Below are 14,676 nucleotides of genomic sequence, written 5' to 3' on the forward strand. Positions count from 1 at the left end.
TATGTTACTCGTATAATTTTTAAGAGTTCATTCTGGATAGTGATTAAAGTTATATACAAATGAAGCATATAGTGATAACAGGCACCAGCCGCGGAATGGGTTATGAGATGGTGAAGCTTTTTGCCGAAAATGGGCACAAAGTACTGGCGCTTTCACGAAATGACAAGCCGGTTTCTGAATTAAATTTGGATGGGGTGACAGCTATTTCCTGTGATATTTCAAAACCCGAAGATCTAGTTAAAGTTGAAGCTTTTGTAAAATCAGAATGGCAACAGGTTGATGTATTAATAAACAATGCCGGAGCCCTGGTCAATAAGGATTTTGAAAAAATTTCAGCAGAAGAGTTTCAGCAGGTGTATGGCACTAATGTCTTTGGTGTTATAGGTTTAACTCAAAAGCTATTGCCCTTTATGAAAAAAGATGCCCATGTGGTGAATATAAGTACTATGGGAGGTATACAGGGAAGTGTAAAATTCCCGGGCCTTTCAGCTTATAGTTCCAGTAAAGCTGCAGTAATAACCTTAACTGAGCTCTTAGCTGAAGAGTATAAAGAAAAAGGACCTTCATTTAATGTGTTAGCTTTAGGGGCTGTGCAAACCGAGATGCTGGAGGAAGCCTTTCCCGGTTTGGAAGTTCCGCTTTCGGCAAAGGATATGGCCGAGTATATTACGAATTTTAGTCTTACCGGGCATAAATTCTATAATGGTAAAATACTTCAGGTTTCAAATAGTACCCCTTAGCCAATGAGAGAAATCCTTAATAGATATATTCCGGAACTAGCTGTTTCTCCTATCTTTAAAATGATTAAGGACAATAATGTTCATCTAAAAATTGTGAATGAACGTAAAACCAGGCATGGAGATTACCGAAGAATGCCTAATGGGACACAGCAAATTACAGTAAATGCCAATTTAAATGAATATCGCTTTTTAATCACTTTGGTTCATGAAATTGCACATTTACAGGCTTTTGAGAAATTTGGAAGGCAAATAAAGCCGCACGGTCGCGAATGGAAGTATACTTTTAAAGAATTAATGCTGCCTTTTATTAGGCCTGATATTTTTCCTTCGGTATTACTTCCGGTAATTGCCCGGCATTTTAAAAATCCCACAGCTAGCAGCGATACCGATGCAAAATTATCGGTGGCACTTAAAACTTTTGATCCTGAAAACGATAAAAACTATATTTTTGAAATTCCTGTAGGGGGAATTTTTAGAATTTATAACGGAAAAACATTTAAAAAAGGAGAGCGGAAAATAAAACGCTACGAATGTCTGGAGGTTGATACGGGAAAGGTTTATTTGTTTCAACCAAATGCAGAAGTAGAACTGCTTAAAAATTAATTCCCCTTTTATGAAAAACACAAATCATTACGCAATCTTAATGGCGGGCGGGATTGGTTCCCGGTTTTGGCCGGTTAGTACTACACAATATCCCAAGCAATTTCAGGATATTTTGGGTGTAGGTTCTACGCTTATACAAATTACTTTTTACAGACTGGCAAAATTAATGCCGGCAGAAAATATTATAATCCTTACGCATAAAGATTATAAAGAGATTATAAAAGAACAGCTTCCTCAAGTGAAGGATGAGCAAATTGTATTAGAGCCCTGTATGAGAAATACGGCGCCAAGTATTTTATTGGGTGCTTTAAAAATTAAAAAGAAAAATAGTGACGCCTTAATCTTAGTGGCACCGAGTGATCACTGGATTCAGGGGGACCTTGCGTTTCAGGAAAATATTGAAGAGGCTTTTGAGATAGTAGCTTCAGAAGATAAATTAATTACCCTGGGAATTGAACCTACTTTCCCTAATACCGGTTATGGGTATATTAAATATAAAAAAGATGATGGCGATGGGCTAAAGCCTGTGCTAAGATTTACAGAAAAGCCTTCTTTTAAAAAGGCAGAAAGTTTTTTAGAGGAAGGGAACTACGTTTGGAATGCAGGAATTTTTATCTGGAGTGCTAAATTTATTCTTGAGAGCTTTCAGAAATATCAACCCGAGACTTTTAGACTTTTCCAAAAAGGAGTTGAGGTGTATAATACGGAAAAAGAACAGGAGTTTTTAGTTGAAAACTATCAGAAGGCACAGAGTATCTCTATAGATTACGCCATTATGGAAAAGTCTGATAGCGTTTATGTGATTCCGGCGAAATTTAAATGGAATGATTTGGGAACCTGGAGATCGCTTGAAGATGAGTTGATACAAGACAAGCAACAGAATACAATTGTAAACGGTAGGTTGTTGCCATTAAAATCTACCGGGAATATTATTAAAACCAAAAACAATAAAGTTGTAGTTTTAGACCAGTTACATGATTTTGTAGTGGTAGAAAATGATAATGTGTTATTAATTACTCCAAAAGATAGAATACAGGAAATTAAAGCCATTCGTGATAAGGTAGTTGACCAATTTGGAGAAGAATTAGGATAGATCACTCTACAATAATCCCGGGTGGTTGCACATGCGAAATCTATAAATTTCGAGTTAAGGCTCGTAGCATTTAAATCTCGTTTATCGAGTAAATTCTATGGATAAGAATCAAAAACCAGAAAATAATATATCCCACCAAACTCAAGATGAGTCTGGGAACTTGGAAGCAAAAACAAAAGGGATTTGGGAAAATATAAAGGCACTTATAAGAGAGCTGCTGGAAATTAGGCACGATACCGATAGAGAATCTACGGTAGAAGCTGTAAAGAAAGATATATCTTTTAAAGGGCATAATGCCTGGATTCTTATATTCTCTATTTTCGTGGCTTCTGTTGGCCTTAATGTGGGGAGTACAGCAGTTGTTATTGGTGCGATGCTTATTTCTCCTTTAATGGGGCCTATTGTTGGTGTAGGGATGTCTGTAGCCATTAATGACGTGCTTACATTAAGAAAATCCTTTATTAACCTGGGTTTAATGGTAGGTTTAAGTGTGCTTACCGCCTATGTTTATTTTCTTATTTCGCCTGTTAAAGAAGAAACCCCTGAGCTTATTGCAAGAACTTATCCCACTATTTTAGATGTATTGGTAGCTATTTTTGGTGGTCTCGCTTTAATAGTGGCAAAAACAAAAAAAGGTACCATTGCCAGTGTGATTCTTGGTGTGGCAATTGCAACTGCACTTATGCCACCTTTATGTACAGTTGGTTATGGTTTGGCTATAGGTAACTGGTCCTATGCCGGAGGTGCTTTGTACCTATTTTCAATTAACGCTGTATTTATTGCGCTTTCTACCTTTGTGGTAACCAAGGTGCTTGATTTTCCTTTGGTAAAATATGTAAACAGTAAAAGGAGAAAAAGAACAGCCCAAATAGCTTCTACCATTGCAGTAATTGTAATGATTCCCAGTGTGATTCTATTTGTATTCCTGCTTCAGGAGCAGCTTTTTGAATCTAAAGCAAAAGAATTTGTGTCTAATGTAATGAGGTATGAAGGCACAGAAACCATTAAAGCCACTTACGATTATAAAGAAAAAAGTATAGAAGTTTATCTAATTGGGAACCGTGTGCCGCAAACTTCAATTACCACCTGGGAAAAACAATTAAAAGACTTTGAGGCTTTAAAGGAAACGAAACTAATTATACATCAGGGCGCAGATCCTACCGGGGCCATAGATGAGCTGTCTACACAGGTTAGAAGCGGGATCCTGGAAGACTTGTATATGAAAAACCAGGAGCTAATAGAGGATAAAGATGAAAAAATAGCAATTTTAGAAAATGAAATTTCGAAATACCGTAGCAGTTCTTTTTCTTTTAGCGATCTAAGCCAGGAAGCCAAAATAAATTATGAAGGAATAGAAGAGTTGGGATACTCTAATTTGATTACCACAAATTTCTCGAAGACAGATACTATTCCCACTTTTACAGTAGGTTGGAAGAAAAATATAAAAGCCAGTGAGGTGTCTCAACAGAAAGACCGATTTGAAAAATGGCTAAAAGTTAGGTTGAAGCTCGATACCCTACAGGTTAAATCTGTTAATTAGAGCCCTTGTTGTTGTGCTTTTCTTACTTTTTGGAATAAGTTAGAGGAATAAACAAAATCTGTTACGGTTTCATCATCGGTTTTAAAGATTTGCGATTTGTCTCCTTTCCAGGCTAAAACGCCATCTTTTAGAAAAGCAATATTTTCTCCAATTTCGAGTACCGAATTCATATCGTGGGTAATGATAATTGTAGTAATATCATATTCGTGCGTAATTTCCTGAATAAGGTTATCTATAACAGTAGCGGTTTTAGGATCCAGCCCCGAGTTGGGTTCGTCGCAAAATAAATATTTAGGTCGGTTTACAATGGCCCGGGCAATGGAAACCCTTTTTTGCATTCCACCACTAATTTCAGAAGGCATTTTTTTCTCACTACCATCAAGGTTTACCCGTTCTAGAACTTCCCTAACCCGTTCCAGGTTTTCCTTTTTCTTCTTTTTGGTAAACATTCTTAATGGAAATAATACATTTTCTTCAACCGTCATGGAGTCAAAAAGAGCGCCTCCCTGGAAAACCATTCCAATTTGTTTACTAAGGTCTTTTCGTTCGTCTTCTGTGAATTGATTGTAGGGTTTGCCATCATATTTTATCACCCCTTTTTCAGGCGTAAATAAGCCTAGCATGCATTTTAAAAGTACACTTTTTCCAGAACCCGATTGCCCAATAATAAGATTGGTTTTACTTCTTTCAAAGGTAAAATCTATTCCTTTAAGAATTTCTTCACCATCAAAGCCTTTATGTAAATCTTCAACTTTTATCATCTAACTTAGTAATAATTGTGTTACAACGTAGTTTGTAATAATAATAACCACACTCGTCCAAACAAAAGAAGTGGTACTTGCTTCACCAACCTCTAAGGCCCCACCTTTCATGTAATAACCATGGTAAGCGGGTACAGTTGCTAAAATAAAGGCAAATAAAAATGTCTTAATAAAGGCATACACCAAATGAAAGGGAATAAAATCTTCCTGAAGTCCCTGCACAAAGAGATCAGGCGGTACGAAACCTCCTAAAACTGCTGCGGTATAAGCGCCCAAAATGCCAAGAAACATAGAGATTGCTATAACGAACGGATAAAATAGCATTGCTATAATCTTTGGGAAAATGAGGTAATTTAAAGAGTTTATACCCATTACCTCAAGGGCGTCTATTTGTTCGGTTACGTTCATAGACCCAATACTTGACGTAATATAAGATCCTACTTTACCTGCCATAATAATAGAAATAAAGGTAGGTGCAAATTCCAGGATTATAGATTGCCTTGCAGCATAAGCTACCAGGGATTTTGGAATTAAAGGATTGTTTAAGTTTAAGGCAGTTTGCAAAGCCACTACAGCCCCAATAAAAAATGATAGAAAAGAAACAATTCCCATTGATCCAATTACGAGGTCGTCTATTTCTTTAAAGATCAAACTTCTCAAAACCGATGTTTTAGTCATTCGGTGGAAAGTTCCTTTCAGCATTAAAAAATATTCCCCAATGGAGTGTAGATAATTCATTAAGCAATTTTTGTAAAGCTAAAATACTAAAAAATTACTCGAAAGTATTTAACGTAGAATTAATCTTTGACCCAATAAGTTTAGTAATTTTGGGCTACTTCTAATAAAAATATATAAGATGAAGCGATTAGCATTTTTAGTATTAATAGGATTGTTTAGTTTCCAGGCTTTTGCTCAGGAAACAGAAGGGGAAAAGCCCAGGCTTGTAGTAGGGATTGTGGTAGACCAAATGCGCTATGATTACCTTACCCGATTTTGGGAGCGGTTTGGAGAAGATGGATTTAAGAAATTAATTAATGAAGGCTATAATTTTAAAAATAACCATTTTAATTATGTGCCTACTTATACCGGGCCCGGTCACGCTTCAGTCTATACAGGAACCAGCCCAATGAACCACGGGATTATTGGGAACGGATGGTATGATAAATTTGTAAAAGAGTCTGTTTATTGTGCCGGAGATGAGACTGTAGAACCGGTTGGGACTAAAGATAATGCCGGTAAAATGTCTCCACATAGAATGAAAACTACCACAGTTAGCGACGAGAACAGGCTTCATACCCAAATGCGAGGAAAAACCATTGGTGTTTCTATTAAAGATCGCGGCTCTATTCTGCCTGCCGGGCACACTGCCAACGCAGCTTACTGGTTTCATGGCGGTGATGAGGGCAAGTGGATTACCAGTTCATTTTATATGGATGAATTACCAAAATGGGTGAAAGATTTTAACGCTTCCGATAAAGTGGAAGCCTATTTAAAGCCCTGGAATACCTTGTATGATATTGATACTTATAAAGAAAGCGGGAGTGATAAAAATAACTTTGAAGGAGGCTTTAGAGGAAAAAAGGATGCTACCTTCCCTTATGATCTGGCAGAATTGAGTGATGAGAATGGCGGATTTGATATTATCGAAAATTCAGCTTATGGAAACGATATTACTCTGGAATTTGCCCTGGCCGCAGTTGAAGCCGAAGAATTAGGGCAGGATGAGGACACCGATTTTCTTACATTAAGCTTTTCAAGTACCGATAAGATAGGGCATAACTTCGGGGTGAACTCTAAAGAAATTCAGGATACTTACCTTAGATTAGACAAAAATATTGCCCAACTTTTAAAAGAATTGGATGCTAAAGTAGGTGAAGGAAATTATACGATTTTCTTAACTGCAGATCACGGTGGGGTAGATGTGCCTGCTTATTTGCAATCGGTAAATATCCCGGCAGGATACTTTGAGTCTGATGAGTTTGAAGAAGAGCTTAAAGAATTTGCTGCCATGGAATTTGGGGAAGAGGAGCTTATAGAAAATGTATCAAATAGTCAAATATTCTTCAATTATGAATTAATGGAAGAATTGGAGATTAGCTCTTCAGTTTTACAGGCTAAATTAGCTCATTATATCCTTCAATTAGACCAAATAGATAAAGTATATACTAGAGATCAGCTAATAAACGGTGGTAGCTTTGTTGTAGGTACCGGTAGAGCTATTCAAAATGGATTTAATCAAAAGAGAAGTGGAGATATAATGTACGTATTAGATCCTGCTACCATTGTATATTCAAGAACTGGATCTACTCATGGTAGTGATTTAAATTACGACACCCACGCGCCGCTAATTTTCTATGGAAATGGAGTAAAACAGGGCAGTACAACAGAGCGTACAGAAATAATAGATATTGCTCCAACGGTTTCTGCTTTGTTAGGTATAGCTTTTCCTAATGGAAATACAGGGAAACCATTGTATATGATGTTAGATGACAAAAAATCAGGTAGTCTAGAATAGTTTTTTCTGCATTTTTTTCCAGCGTAAATTTCTTATAAAACGACCTTCATCTTTATTTACAAGATAGGGTCGTTTTTTATTTTGCGCATACAGGAAGCCTTTGATACAGTTTAGAAAAAAGCCAAAATTTTTCTTTTTAATGGCAAGTTTGGCAGCAGCAATTAAGGTAATAGCAAAGCCGTATCTTAAACTGTAGAATGCTTCTCCCTGTTTGTATTTTGAAGTTTTTGTGTATTCCTTGCCGGTTGGTTTAAGGTGTTTTACCTTTAATTTTGCATCGGTTTTTATCTGCCAACCGTGATATTGCGCAAGTAATTCATCTGCTGTATCCCATCCCATTGCAGGTTTAAGGCCGCCAATATTATTAAAACAAGCTTTTCTGTAAGCTTTTAAAGCACCACGAATATGGTCGCTTCCGGTTAAATTTTCGCGTGCCCATTTTCCATTTTTCTGAATTTCGCAAAAGCCTCCAGCCATACCAATTTTGGTGCTTTCCTTAAAATGAAAACATATTCTTTCTAAATAGTTTTCCGGAAAAATCAAATCGGCGTCAAACTTGCAAATAATGTCAAAATCATTATCTAAAGTTTGGAGTCCTTTGTTAAAGGCATTTACTACTTTGCTGCCGGGCATATGTTTGCCCATTGCATTATTTTTTACAAGCGAAATTTGCGGGTTTTTTATACCAAATTCTGAAACTATTTTGGGAGTCTCATCAGTAGAGCCATCATCTACTACCACAATTTTACTGGCCGGTGTACTTTGGTTTATTAAAGACTGAAGGGTTTTGCCAATAAATTGAGCTTCGTTATACGCGGGGATAATGATATAAATCTTCAAAAGACAAAATTTAAAGTTTTAGCAAGAAATATTTTCGCCTAAATGCGCTCTGCGTACACCGCGTAATATCTTGGGGTAAAATATCTTAAAATAGGTCTTATCCCCAATTTATTAACGGGGTTGGTCCACTTTTTTCGACTAATAATTTTCCACCCGGCTTTTTCTAAAAGCCAATCAAATTGCCAATCTTCAAACTCGTGGAAATGCCTGTCCCGCATATCGGTTTTACTGCGATAAGCATTGGAAAACCAAAGTTTAAGAGGAACGCTGGCTACTAATTTGTCGGCCTTAATATTAGATAATACATTGTAAGGAGAAACCAGGTGTTCAAAAATCTCAAAAGCAGTTACTACCTGATAGGCTGTAGTTTCTACCGCCCTGGTATTTAGGTCTAAATCTTCCCCCTTGGTATTTTCAACCTTATAATTATGCTTTTCCATAATTTCTGAAAAAGGATTTTTAACCCCTAAATCAAGGATTTTGGCAGGAGCGGGAACGTTAGCTTCTAAAAACTCTAAAGTTTCTTTATATCGTTTGTTGGGAAAGCTTTTTTCGTACATCTAATATTGGTAAACAATCGCATTCACGTTCATTCCGGCGCCCACACTGGCAAACATTACCACATCACCTTTATTAAGTTGTTGATTGGCAATTTTATTTTTAATTACAAGATCATAAAGTGTGGGTACTGTAGCAACGCTACTATTACCAAGCTCGTGAATGGTCATAGGCATTACTCTTTCTGGAGCTTTTAACTTGTGTAGTTTATAAAAACGTTTAATAATAGCTTCATCCATTTTCTCATTGGCCTGATGAATAAAAATCTTTTTTAAGTCGTCTATACTTTTACCGCTATTTTCCAAACAGGTTTTCATGGCGGCCGGTACATTCATCAAAGCAAATTCATAGATTTTGCGGCCATTCATTTTTATATAACGAAGGTCGTCTGGAGCTTGGTTGCTGTTAGATTTTCCAAAGTAAATATAATTAGCTTCATTAAAAGCATAGGTAGCCGATTCGTAGGCAAGGATTCCTCCTTCTTCTTCGGTTTCTTCTAAAATCACGGCGCCGGCACCATCTGAAAAAATCATAGAGTCGCGGTCGTGTTGGTCTACCACTCTAGATAAAGCTTCAGCACCAATAACCAGGCATTTTTTTGCCATTCCGGCCTTAATAAAAGCCTGTGCCTGGATAAGACTCTCTATCCATCCCGGGCAGCCAAAAAGCATATCATAAGCTACACATTTTGGGTTTTTAATACGTAAATGATATTTCACCCTGGTAGCTATGCTTGGTACGGTGTCACTTTGTACACTTTTGTGTTTAACATCTCCATAATTGTGAGCCACAATAATATAATCTAGCGTTTCAGGATCTATTCCAGAATCCTCCAAAGCTTTTTGGGCAGCAATAACTGCCATATCTGAGGTGTTTAAATTTTCCTCCAAATAACGGCGTTCTTCAATGCCCGTAATAGCTTTAAACTTGGCAATGGTTGTTTTGTTATCCTGCGGAAAACCTGTTCCGTCAAGATTGAAAAATTCATGATTTTCAAAGTCAGCATTTGCGGTTATAACTTTGGGAATATAACTACCTGTGCCGGTAATTTTAATGTTCATCTGACTTTTAGTTAAGATTAGACTCCGAATGTACTCAATACAAATATAATGAGCTTTAAATAAAATGGAAAAATAAACTTATTAGTGATAAAAATCACTTAATAAAAAAATGCCTGAAAATTTATTCATCAGCTGTGCTGACATAATTTTCAGGCATTTAAAAAAATTATGCTTCCATATATTCCTCTATAGGAGGGCAGGTGCACATTAAGTTTCTATCTCCATAGGCCTCGTCTACACGTCTTACACTTGGCCAGAATTTATTTTCTGCCACATAACTTAACGGATAAGCAGCTTTTTCTCTACTATATGAGAATTTCCACTCATCTGAAGTTAACATATTTATAGTGTGAGGGGCATTTTTAAGTACATTGTCTTTTTCGCTATCCAACTCCTCAATTTCCTGCCTAATAGAAATCAAAGCATCACAAAACCTGTCGAGTTCGGCTTTGCTTTCACTTTCGGTAGGTTCTATCATCATAGTTCCTGCCACAGGGAAAGAAACAGTAGGGGCATGGAACCCATAATCTATTAACCTTTTGGCAATATCTACCACTTCTATGCCCTTTGATTTAAAAGGACGGCAATCTAAAATCATTTCGTGAGCGGCACGACCACGCTCTCCAGAATATAGAGTTTTGTAATGCTCTTTTAAACGCTCTTTTACATAGTTGGCATTCAGGATGGCATATTCTGTAGCTTTTTGGAGTCCTTTACTGCCCAACATGGTAATATAGCCGTAAGAAATAAGGCATACCAAAGAAGAGCCCCAGGGTGCTGAAGAAATGGCTCCAATAGCATTTTCTCCACCGGTTTTAATAACCGGGTTTCCTGGTAAAAAGGGTTTTAATTGTTCGGCTACGCAAATAGGGCCAACTCCCGGGCCACCTCCACCGTGTGGGATTGCAAAAGTTTTATGCAAGTTTAAGTGGCAAACATCGGCACCAATTACCCCGGGATTGGTTAAGCCAACCTGGGCATTCATATTGGCACCATCCATATAAACCTGCCCGCCATTATTATGAATAATTTGCGTAATTTCTTTAATAGCCGATTCAAAAACCCCGTGGGTAGATGGATAGGTTACCATTAAAGCAGCTAGGTTGTCTTTATGTTTTATGGCTTTCTCTCGAAGATCGTCTACATCTATATTTCCATTTTCTGATGCTTTGGTTACAACCACTTTCATTCCGGCCATTACTGCAGAGGCCGGGTTGGTACCGTGTGCCGAAGATGGAATTAAACATATATTTCTATGTCCTTCACCTCTAGATTCGTGGTAAGCCCTAATGGTCATTAAACCTGCATACTCTCCCTGTGCACCAGAATTGGGCTGAAGCGAGGTGGCAGAAAATCCTGTGATTTCAGTTAGCTGATCTTCCAGTCTTTTCAAAACAATTTGGTAGCCTTCCGCCTGTTCTATCGGTACAAATGGGTGTATGTTTCCCCATTGCGGATTGCTTAACGGAAGCATTTCTGAAGCAGCGTTTAATTTCATAGTACAGCTTCCAAGCGAAATCATAGACTGGTTTAATGAAAGGTCTTTGCGTTCCAGTTTTTTGATATAACGCATCAATTCAGTTTCTGAATGATAAAGGTTGAAAACTTCATGCGTTAGAAATTCTGTTTTTCTTTGAAGTGCTGCCGGTATTGCCGATTCTTCTTTTAAGTTTTCAATTTTAGTAGATTCTTTACCTAAAACTGTAGCGAAAACCTTCAAAATATTATTGATATCTTCCTGGGTTGTAGTTTCATTTAATGAAATACAAACCGTTTCAGCATCAGGATAATAGAAATTGATTTCGTTCTTTTCGGCTTCTGCTTTAATCTTTTGAGCATCAGCTTTTACCTTAAGTGTGTCAAAATAAGCTGAGTTAAGTTGCTTAACACCCATTTTTTCGAGTTCTTCAGCTAAAGTTACTGTAGAAAAATGAACGGTATCGGCAATATACTTTAGACCTTCAGGCCCGTGATAAACGGCATACATTCCTGCCATAACTGCCAGTAGTACCTGTGCAGTACAAATATTGGAGGTAGCACGATCACGTTTAATATGTTGCTCGCGGGTTTGAAGCGCCATTCTTAAAGCGTGGTTCCCATCAAGATCTTTGGTTACCCCAATAATTCTTCCGGGAAGGTTTCTTTTATATGCTTCTTTAGTAGCAAAGTAAGCGGCGTGCGGCCCACCATAGCCTAATGGAATTCCAAAACGCTGGGTGGTTCCAACAACTACATCTACACCTAGTTCTCCGGGAGCTTGTAATTTAACTAAGCTCAAAATATCAGCGGCAACAGCTACTTTTATTTCAGCATCTTTACATTTTGAAACGAAATCGCTATAGTCGAATACCTGCCCGTGCTTGCCGGGATACTGCACTAATGCACCAAAGAATTTATCGCTAAAGTCAAATTCTTCATGATTGCCAACCACTAGCTCAATGCCCATAAAATTGGCACGTGTTTGAACAAGTTCTATGGTTTGTGGCAAGGCTTGTTCTGAAACAAAGAATTTATTTGCATTATTTTTCTTTTGCTTACGGTCGCGCACCGCGAATAATAAGCCCATGGCCTCTGCTGCTGCAGTAGATTCGTCTAATAACGATGCGTTGGCAATTTCCATTCCGGTAAGATCGCTTACCATAGTTTGGAAATTTAATAAAGCTTCCAGTCTACCCTGGGCAATTTCTGCCTGGTATGGCGTATAAGCTGTGTACCAACCCGGGTTTTCCAGGATATTTCTTTGAATTACCGCAGGCAGGATACCCTGATGGTAACCTAAACCTATATAACTCTTAAAAACCTTATTTTTTGCAGCTAGTTTTCCAATATGCTCGGCATACTGGTTTTCGCTAAGTGCTGAAGGTAAATTTAAGGCCGATTTTAAACGAATATCATCGGGAATGGTTTCGTATATTAACTGTTCTAACGAATCTACACCAATGGTGTCCAACATTGCCTGGAGGTTGCTTTCTCTGGGCCCAATATGGCGTAGGGCAAAAGAATCTGTTCTCATTAAAATAAAGTTGTGTTTTGTGCCGCAAAAGTACATATTTTTTTACGTAATTTTTTAATGATTAGCGGTATACACTTGTTAAGATTTTTGAGGCTACTATTGGTTGCAGGAAGAATGATTAATTTAGCAACATGCAGCGTTTTAAAAACATATTGAATTTCTATATAAACAGTAGTCTGCATGTGGCTCTGGCGGTAGTTTCCCTAAGTTTGATAGGTCTTCTTGAGTTCAATCTTGGTATTGATTTAAACCTGCTTTTTTTTGTTTTCTTCGGAAGCATTACCGGCTATAATTTTGTGAAGTATGCCCGTATTGCAAAACTACATCACGCCAGTCTTGCCCAAAACCTAAAACTGATACAGGTTTTCTCCTTTTTTTGCTTTCTTGCCTTACTATATTTTGCATTCAGGCAGAATATAGAAATACTTATAGCAGCGGCTATTTTTGGTGTTTTTACGCTATTGTATGCCATTCCCCTGTGGAAAAACAAGCAAAATCTTAGAAACATTGGTGGGGTGAAAATTTTTATAATCGCTTTAGTTTGGGCTGGAGTGACTGCAATTTTACCATTGATGAATCGAATTTCTCCCGGCGAATTGGGAATTACTTTTTTTCAGCGATTTTGCTTTGTGATAGCAATAACTTTACCTTTTGAGATAAGGGATTTAAAGTTTGATTCTGGAAGCTTACATACCATTCCTCAGCAGATAGGGGTAGGAAATACCAAAAAATTGGGGTATGTTCTTGTAGTAATTGTGTTTTTTTTGGAGTTTTTTAAGTTCCATTTTTCAGTAATAAATGTAATTGCGCTAAGTCTTACGCTACTAACATCGGTATATTTTATTAAAACTGCCCAGGTTAATCAGGGGGTATATTTTTCGTCTTTTTGGGTAGAGGGAATTCCGGTATTATGGTTTCTGATGTTGTTGATAGCTAAGATTCTTTCTTAGCCATTTCTTTTTCAATCTTATTTTGCCAGGCTTTTTTTTCTTCCTCAGAACAGGTTCTAAGATTAGATTTTTTAATTAAACGAGTAAGTTTAGAATTTTTAGAAGTGTAGTTGCGACAGGGTTTACAAAAAATTAGATGCATGAGCATACACATTTTTTCGCGAATACTCGACTCGTTATATTGACTTTTGTCACAGCAGTTTTCTGCTTTCGAACAATCGAAAATAAAAAATTTTGTTTTCGGCATATTTTAGAACCAGTTTTTTTCAAGACAAGCGGCCAATGCGGTACGTGCCCTATGAATAATTACCCAAAGGTTAGACGGACTGATATTAAATTCTTTACAGACCGCTTCAGTATCAGCCTCATCAATGGTTTTCATTTTAAAGATGGCGGCGTGCTTTTCGTTTATTTGATCTAAACATTCTAAGATAGCCATTCCTAATTCGGTATTTTCCATCTCATCCTCGGCAGTACGATCAAAAGCATCGGCTACCTGTTCCTCTAGCCAATCTCCATCATTTTCAGAATCTGAATAATTTATACGAACTTCGGCCTGGCCTTTTATAGAATTCGTTTTTCGATAATAATCTATTATTTTTCGTTTTAGTATAGATATAAGCCAGGTTCGCTCTGTGGCCCTTCCTTCAAAATTTTCTTTAGAATTAAGGCCGGCTAAAAATGTTTCAGAAATTAAATCGTTTGCCACCTCGCGATCGTTAACTCTAACAATAGCGTAATTGAAGAGGTAATCTGAATACTTGTCCACCCATTTTGTGGGGTCTAGTTTATGAGTTGGCATAGGCTTATATCAAAAACAAATTAAAATTAACAAAAGTATTTGATTTTATCAGTTATAGATTCTATAAGGTTCTTTAATGTTGAAATTGGATCAATAAAGAAAAGAGGTTGTTTGAAAAAAGTCTAATTTCGTCAAGCTGAACCTGCCCGTCCGTTAAGGCGTACTACTTCTATCACGTTTTACTTAACCAAAGTCTTAGA

13 protein-coding genes are annotated in these 14,676 nt (G+C 37.3%); 6 read left to right on the forward strand and 7 right to left on the reverse strand.

Annotated features, from left to right (window positions below; genetic code table 11):
- Positions 1–59 precede the first annotated feature (59 nt).
- From GUB10_RS04620 to GUB10_RS04635, 4 genes are all read left to right on the forward strand, one after another.
- Positions 60–740, forward strand: a complete 681-nt coding sequence (locus GUB10_RS04620) for an SDR family oxidoreductase (protein WP_193710272.1) — start codon at positions 60–62, stop codon at positions 738–740.
- Between the two features lie 3 nt (positions 741–743).
- Entirely contained in the window at positions 744–1,343 is a 600-nt protein-coding gene (locus tag GUB10_RS04625; RefSeq protein ID WP_193710273.1) for a SprT-like domain-containing protein, read from the forward strand.
- A 10-nt stretch (positions 1,344–1,353) separates the two neighbouring features.
- Entirely contained in the window at positions 1,354–2,436 is a 1,083-nt protein-coding gene (locus GUB10_RS04630; protein WP_193710274.1) for a mannose-1-phosphate guanylyltransferase, read from the forward strand.
- A gap of 97 nt (positions 2,437–2,533) precedes the next feature.
- Positions 2,534–3,976 carry a DUF389 domain-containing protein gene (locus GUB10_RS04635; protein WP_193710275.1) on the forward strand — a complete coding sequence of 481 codons (1,443 nt, stop codon included), beginning with the start codon at positions 2,534–2,536 and terminating at the stop codon, positions 3,974–3,976.
- Here GUB10_RS04635 and GUB10_RS04640 read toward each other — a convergent pair.
- Positions 3,973–4,737 carry an ABC transporter ATP-binding protein gene (locus GUB10_RS04640; protein ID WP_193710276.1) on the reverse strand — a complete coding sequence of 255 codons (765 nt, stop codon included), beginning with the start codon at positions 4,735–4,737 and terminating at the stop codon, positions 3,973–3,975. The genes GUB10_RS04635 and GUB10_RS04640 overlap by 4 nt on opposite strands.
- Positions 4,738–5,475 (reverse strand): ABC transporter permease, encoded by a 738-nt coding sequence (locus GUB10_RS04645; protein ID WP_193710277.1) that lies wholly within the window; start codon positions 5,473–5,475, stop codon positions 4,738–4,740.
- Positions 5,476–5,593: 118 nt separating this feature from the next.
- Between GUB10_RS04645 and pafA the strand changes: the two genes are divergently transcribed.
- Positions 5,594–7,252, forward strand: coding sequence for an alkaline phosphatase PafA (pafA, locus tag GUB10_RS04650; RefSeq protein WP_193710278.1), 1,659 nt, complete (start codon positions 5,594–5,596; stop codon positions 7,250–7,252).
- On the opposite strand, the gene GUB10_RS04655 is transcribed toward pafA, so the two are convergent.
- The 4 genes from GUB10_RS04655 to gcvP all read right to left on the reverse strand — a co-directional run bounded on the left by GUB10_RS04655 (position 7,244) and on the right by gcvP (position 12,724).
- The gene (locus GUB10_RS04655) at positions 7,244–8,092 is read right to left on the reverse strand and encodes a glycosyltransferase family A protein (protein WP_193710279.1); all 849 of its coding nucleotides are present in this window, start codon (positions 8,090–8,092) and stop codon (positions 7,244–7,246) included. The genes pafA and GUB10_RS04655 overlap by 9 nt on opposite strands.
- A 38-nt stretch (positions 8,093–8,130) precedes the next feature.
- Positions 8,131–8,652 carry a methyltransferase gene (locus GUB10_RS04660; RefSeq protein ID WP_193710280.1) on the reverse strand — a complete coding sequence of 174 codons (522 nt, stop codon included), beginning with the start codon at positions 8,650–8,652 and terminating at the stop codon, positions 8,131–8,133.
- Positions 8,653–9,711, reverse strand: coding sequence for a 3-oxoacyl-ACP synthase III family protein (locus GUB10_RS04665; RefSeq protein ID WP_193710281.1), 1,059 nt, complete (start codon positions 9,709–9,711; stop codon positions 8,653–8,655).
- Positions 9,712–9,877: 166 nt separating this feature from the next.
- A complete protein-coding gene (gene gcvP, locus GUB10_RS04670) occupies positions 9,878–12,724 on the reverse strand; it encodes an aminomethyl-transferring glycine dehydrogenase (protein ID WP_193710282.1) in 2,847 nt (948 codons plus the stop codon).
- A gap of 131 nt (positions 12,725–12,855) precedes the next feature.
- Here gcvP and GUB10_RS04675 point away from each other — a divergent pair, with 131 nt between their 5' ends.
- Positions 12,856–13,674: a hypothetical protein gene (locus tag GUB10_RS04675; protein WP_193710283.1), complete on the forward strand. Its 819-nt coding sequence runs from the start codon at positions 12,856–12,858 to the stop codon at positions 13,672–13,674.
- Positions 13,675–13,924: 250 nt separating this feature from the next.
- Here the strand turns inward: GUB10_RS04675 and GUB10_RS04680 are convergent, their stop codons facing one another.
- Positions 13,925–14,476, reverse strand: coding sequence for a sigma-70 family RNA polymerase sigma factor (locus tag GUB10_RS04680; protein WP_193710284.1), 552 nt, complete (start codon positions 14,474–14,476; stop codon positions 13,925–13,927).
- Positions 14,477–14,676 lie beyond the last annotated feature (200 nt).

It is taken from the genome of Salegentibacter sp. BLCTC (genome assembly GCF_015143665.1).
In the GTDB taxonomy this organism is placed as follows: domain Bacteria; phylum Bacteroidota; class Bacteroidia; order Flavobacteriales; family Flavobacteriaceae; genus Salegentibacter; species Salegentibacter maritimus.

Bases quoted from the DNA above. Each gene is read 5' to 3' on its own strand.
- GUB10_RS04620 (WP_193710272.1), top strand. From the start codon at position 60: ATGAAGCATATAGTGATAACAGGCACCAGCCGCGGAATGGGTTATGAG.
- GUB10_RS04625 (WP_193710273.1), top strand. From the start codon at position 744: ATGAGAGAAATCCTTAATAGATATATTCCGGAACTAGCTGTTTCTCCT.
- GUB10_RS04630 (WP_193710274.1), top strand. From the start codon at position 1,354: ATGAAAAACACAAATCATTACGCAATCTTAATGGCGGGCGGGATTGGT.
- GUB10_RS04635 (WP_193710275.1), top strand. From the start codon at position 2,534: ATGGATAAGAATCAAAAACCAGAAAATAATATATCCCACCAAACTCAA.
- GUB10_RS04640 (WP_193710276.1), bottom strand. From the start codon at position 4,737: ATGATAAAAGTTGAAGATTTACATAAAGGCTTTGATGGTGAAGAAATT.
- GUB10_RS04645 (WP_193710277.1), bottom strand. From the start codon at position 5,475: ATGAATTATCTACACTCCATTGGGGAATATTTTTTAATGCTGAAAGGA.
- pafA (WP_193710278.1), top strand. From the start codon at position 5,594: ATGAAGCGATTAGCATTTTTAGTATTAATAGGATTGTTTAGTTTCCAG.
- GUB10_RS04660 (WP_193710280.1), bottom strand. From the start codon at position 8,652: ATGTACGAAAAAAGCTTTCCCAACAAACGATATAAAGAAACTTTAGAG.
- GUB10_RS04665 (WP_193710281.1), bottom strand. From the start codon at position 9,711: ATGAACATTAAAATTACCGGCACAGGTAGTTATATTCCCAAAGTTATA.
- gcvP (WP_193710282.1), bottom strand. From the start codon at position 12,724: ATGAGAACAGATTCTTTTGCCCTACGCCATATTGGGCCCAGAGAAAGC.
- GUB10_RS04675 (WP_193710283.1), top strand. From the start codon at position 12,856: ATGCAGCGTTTTAAAAACATATTGAATTTCTATATAAACAGTAGTCTG.
- GUB10_RS04680 (WP_193710284.1), bottom strand. From the start codon at position 14,476: ATGCCAACTCATAAACTAGACCCCACAAAATGGGTGGACAAGTATTCA.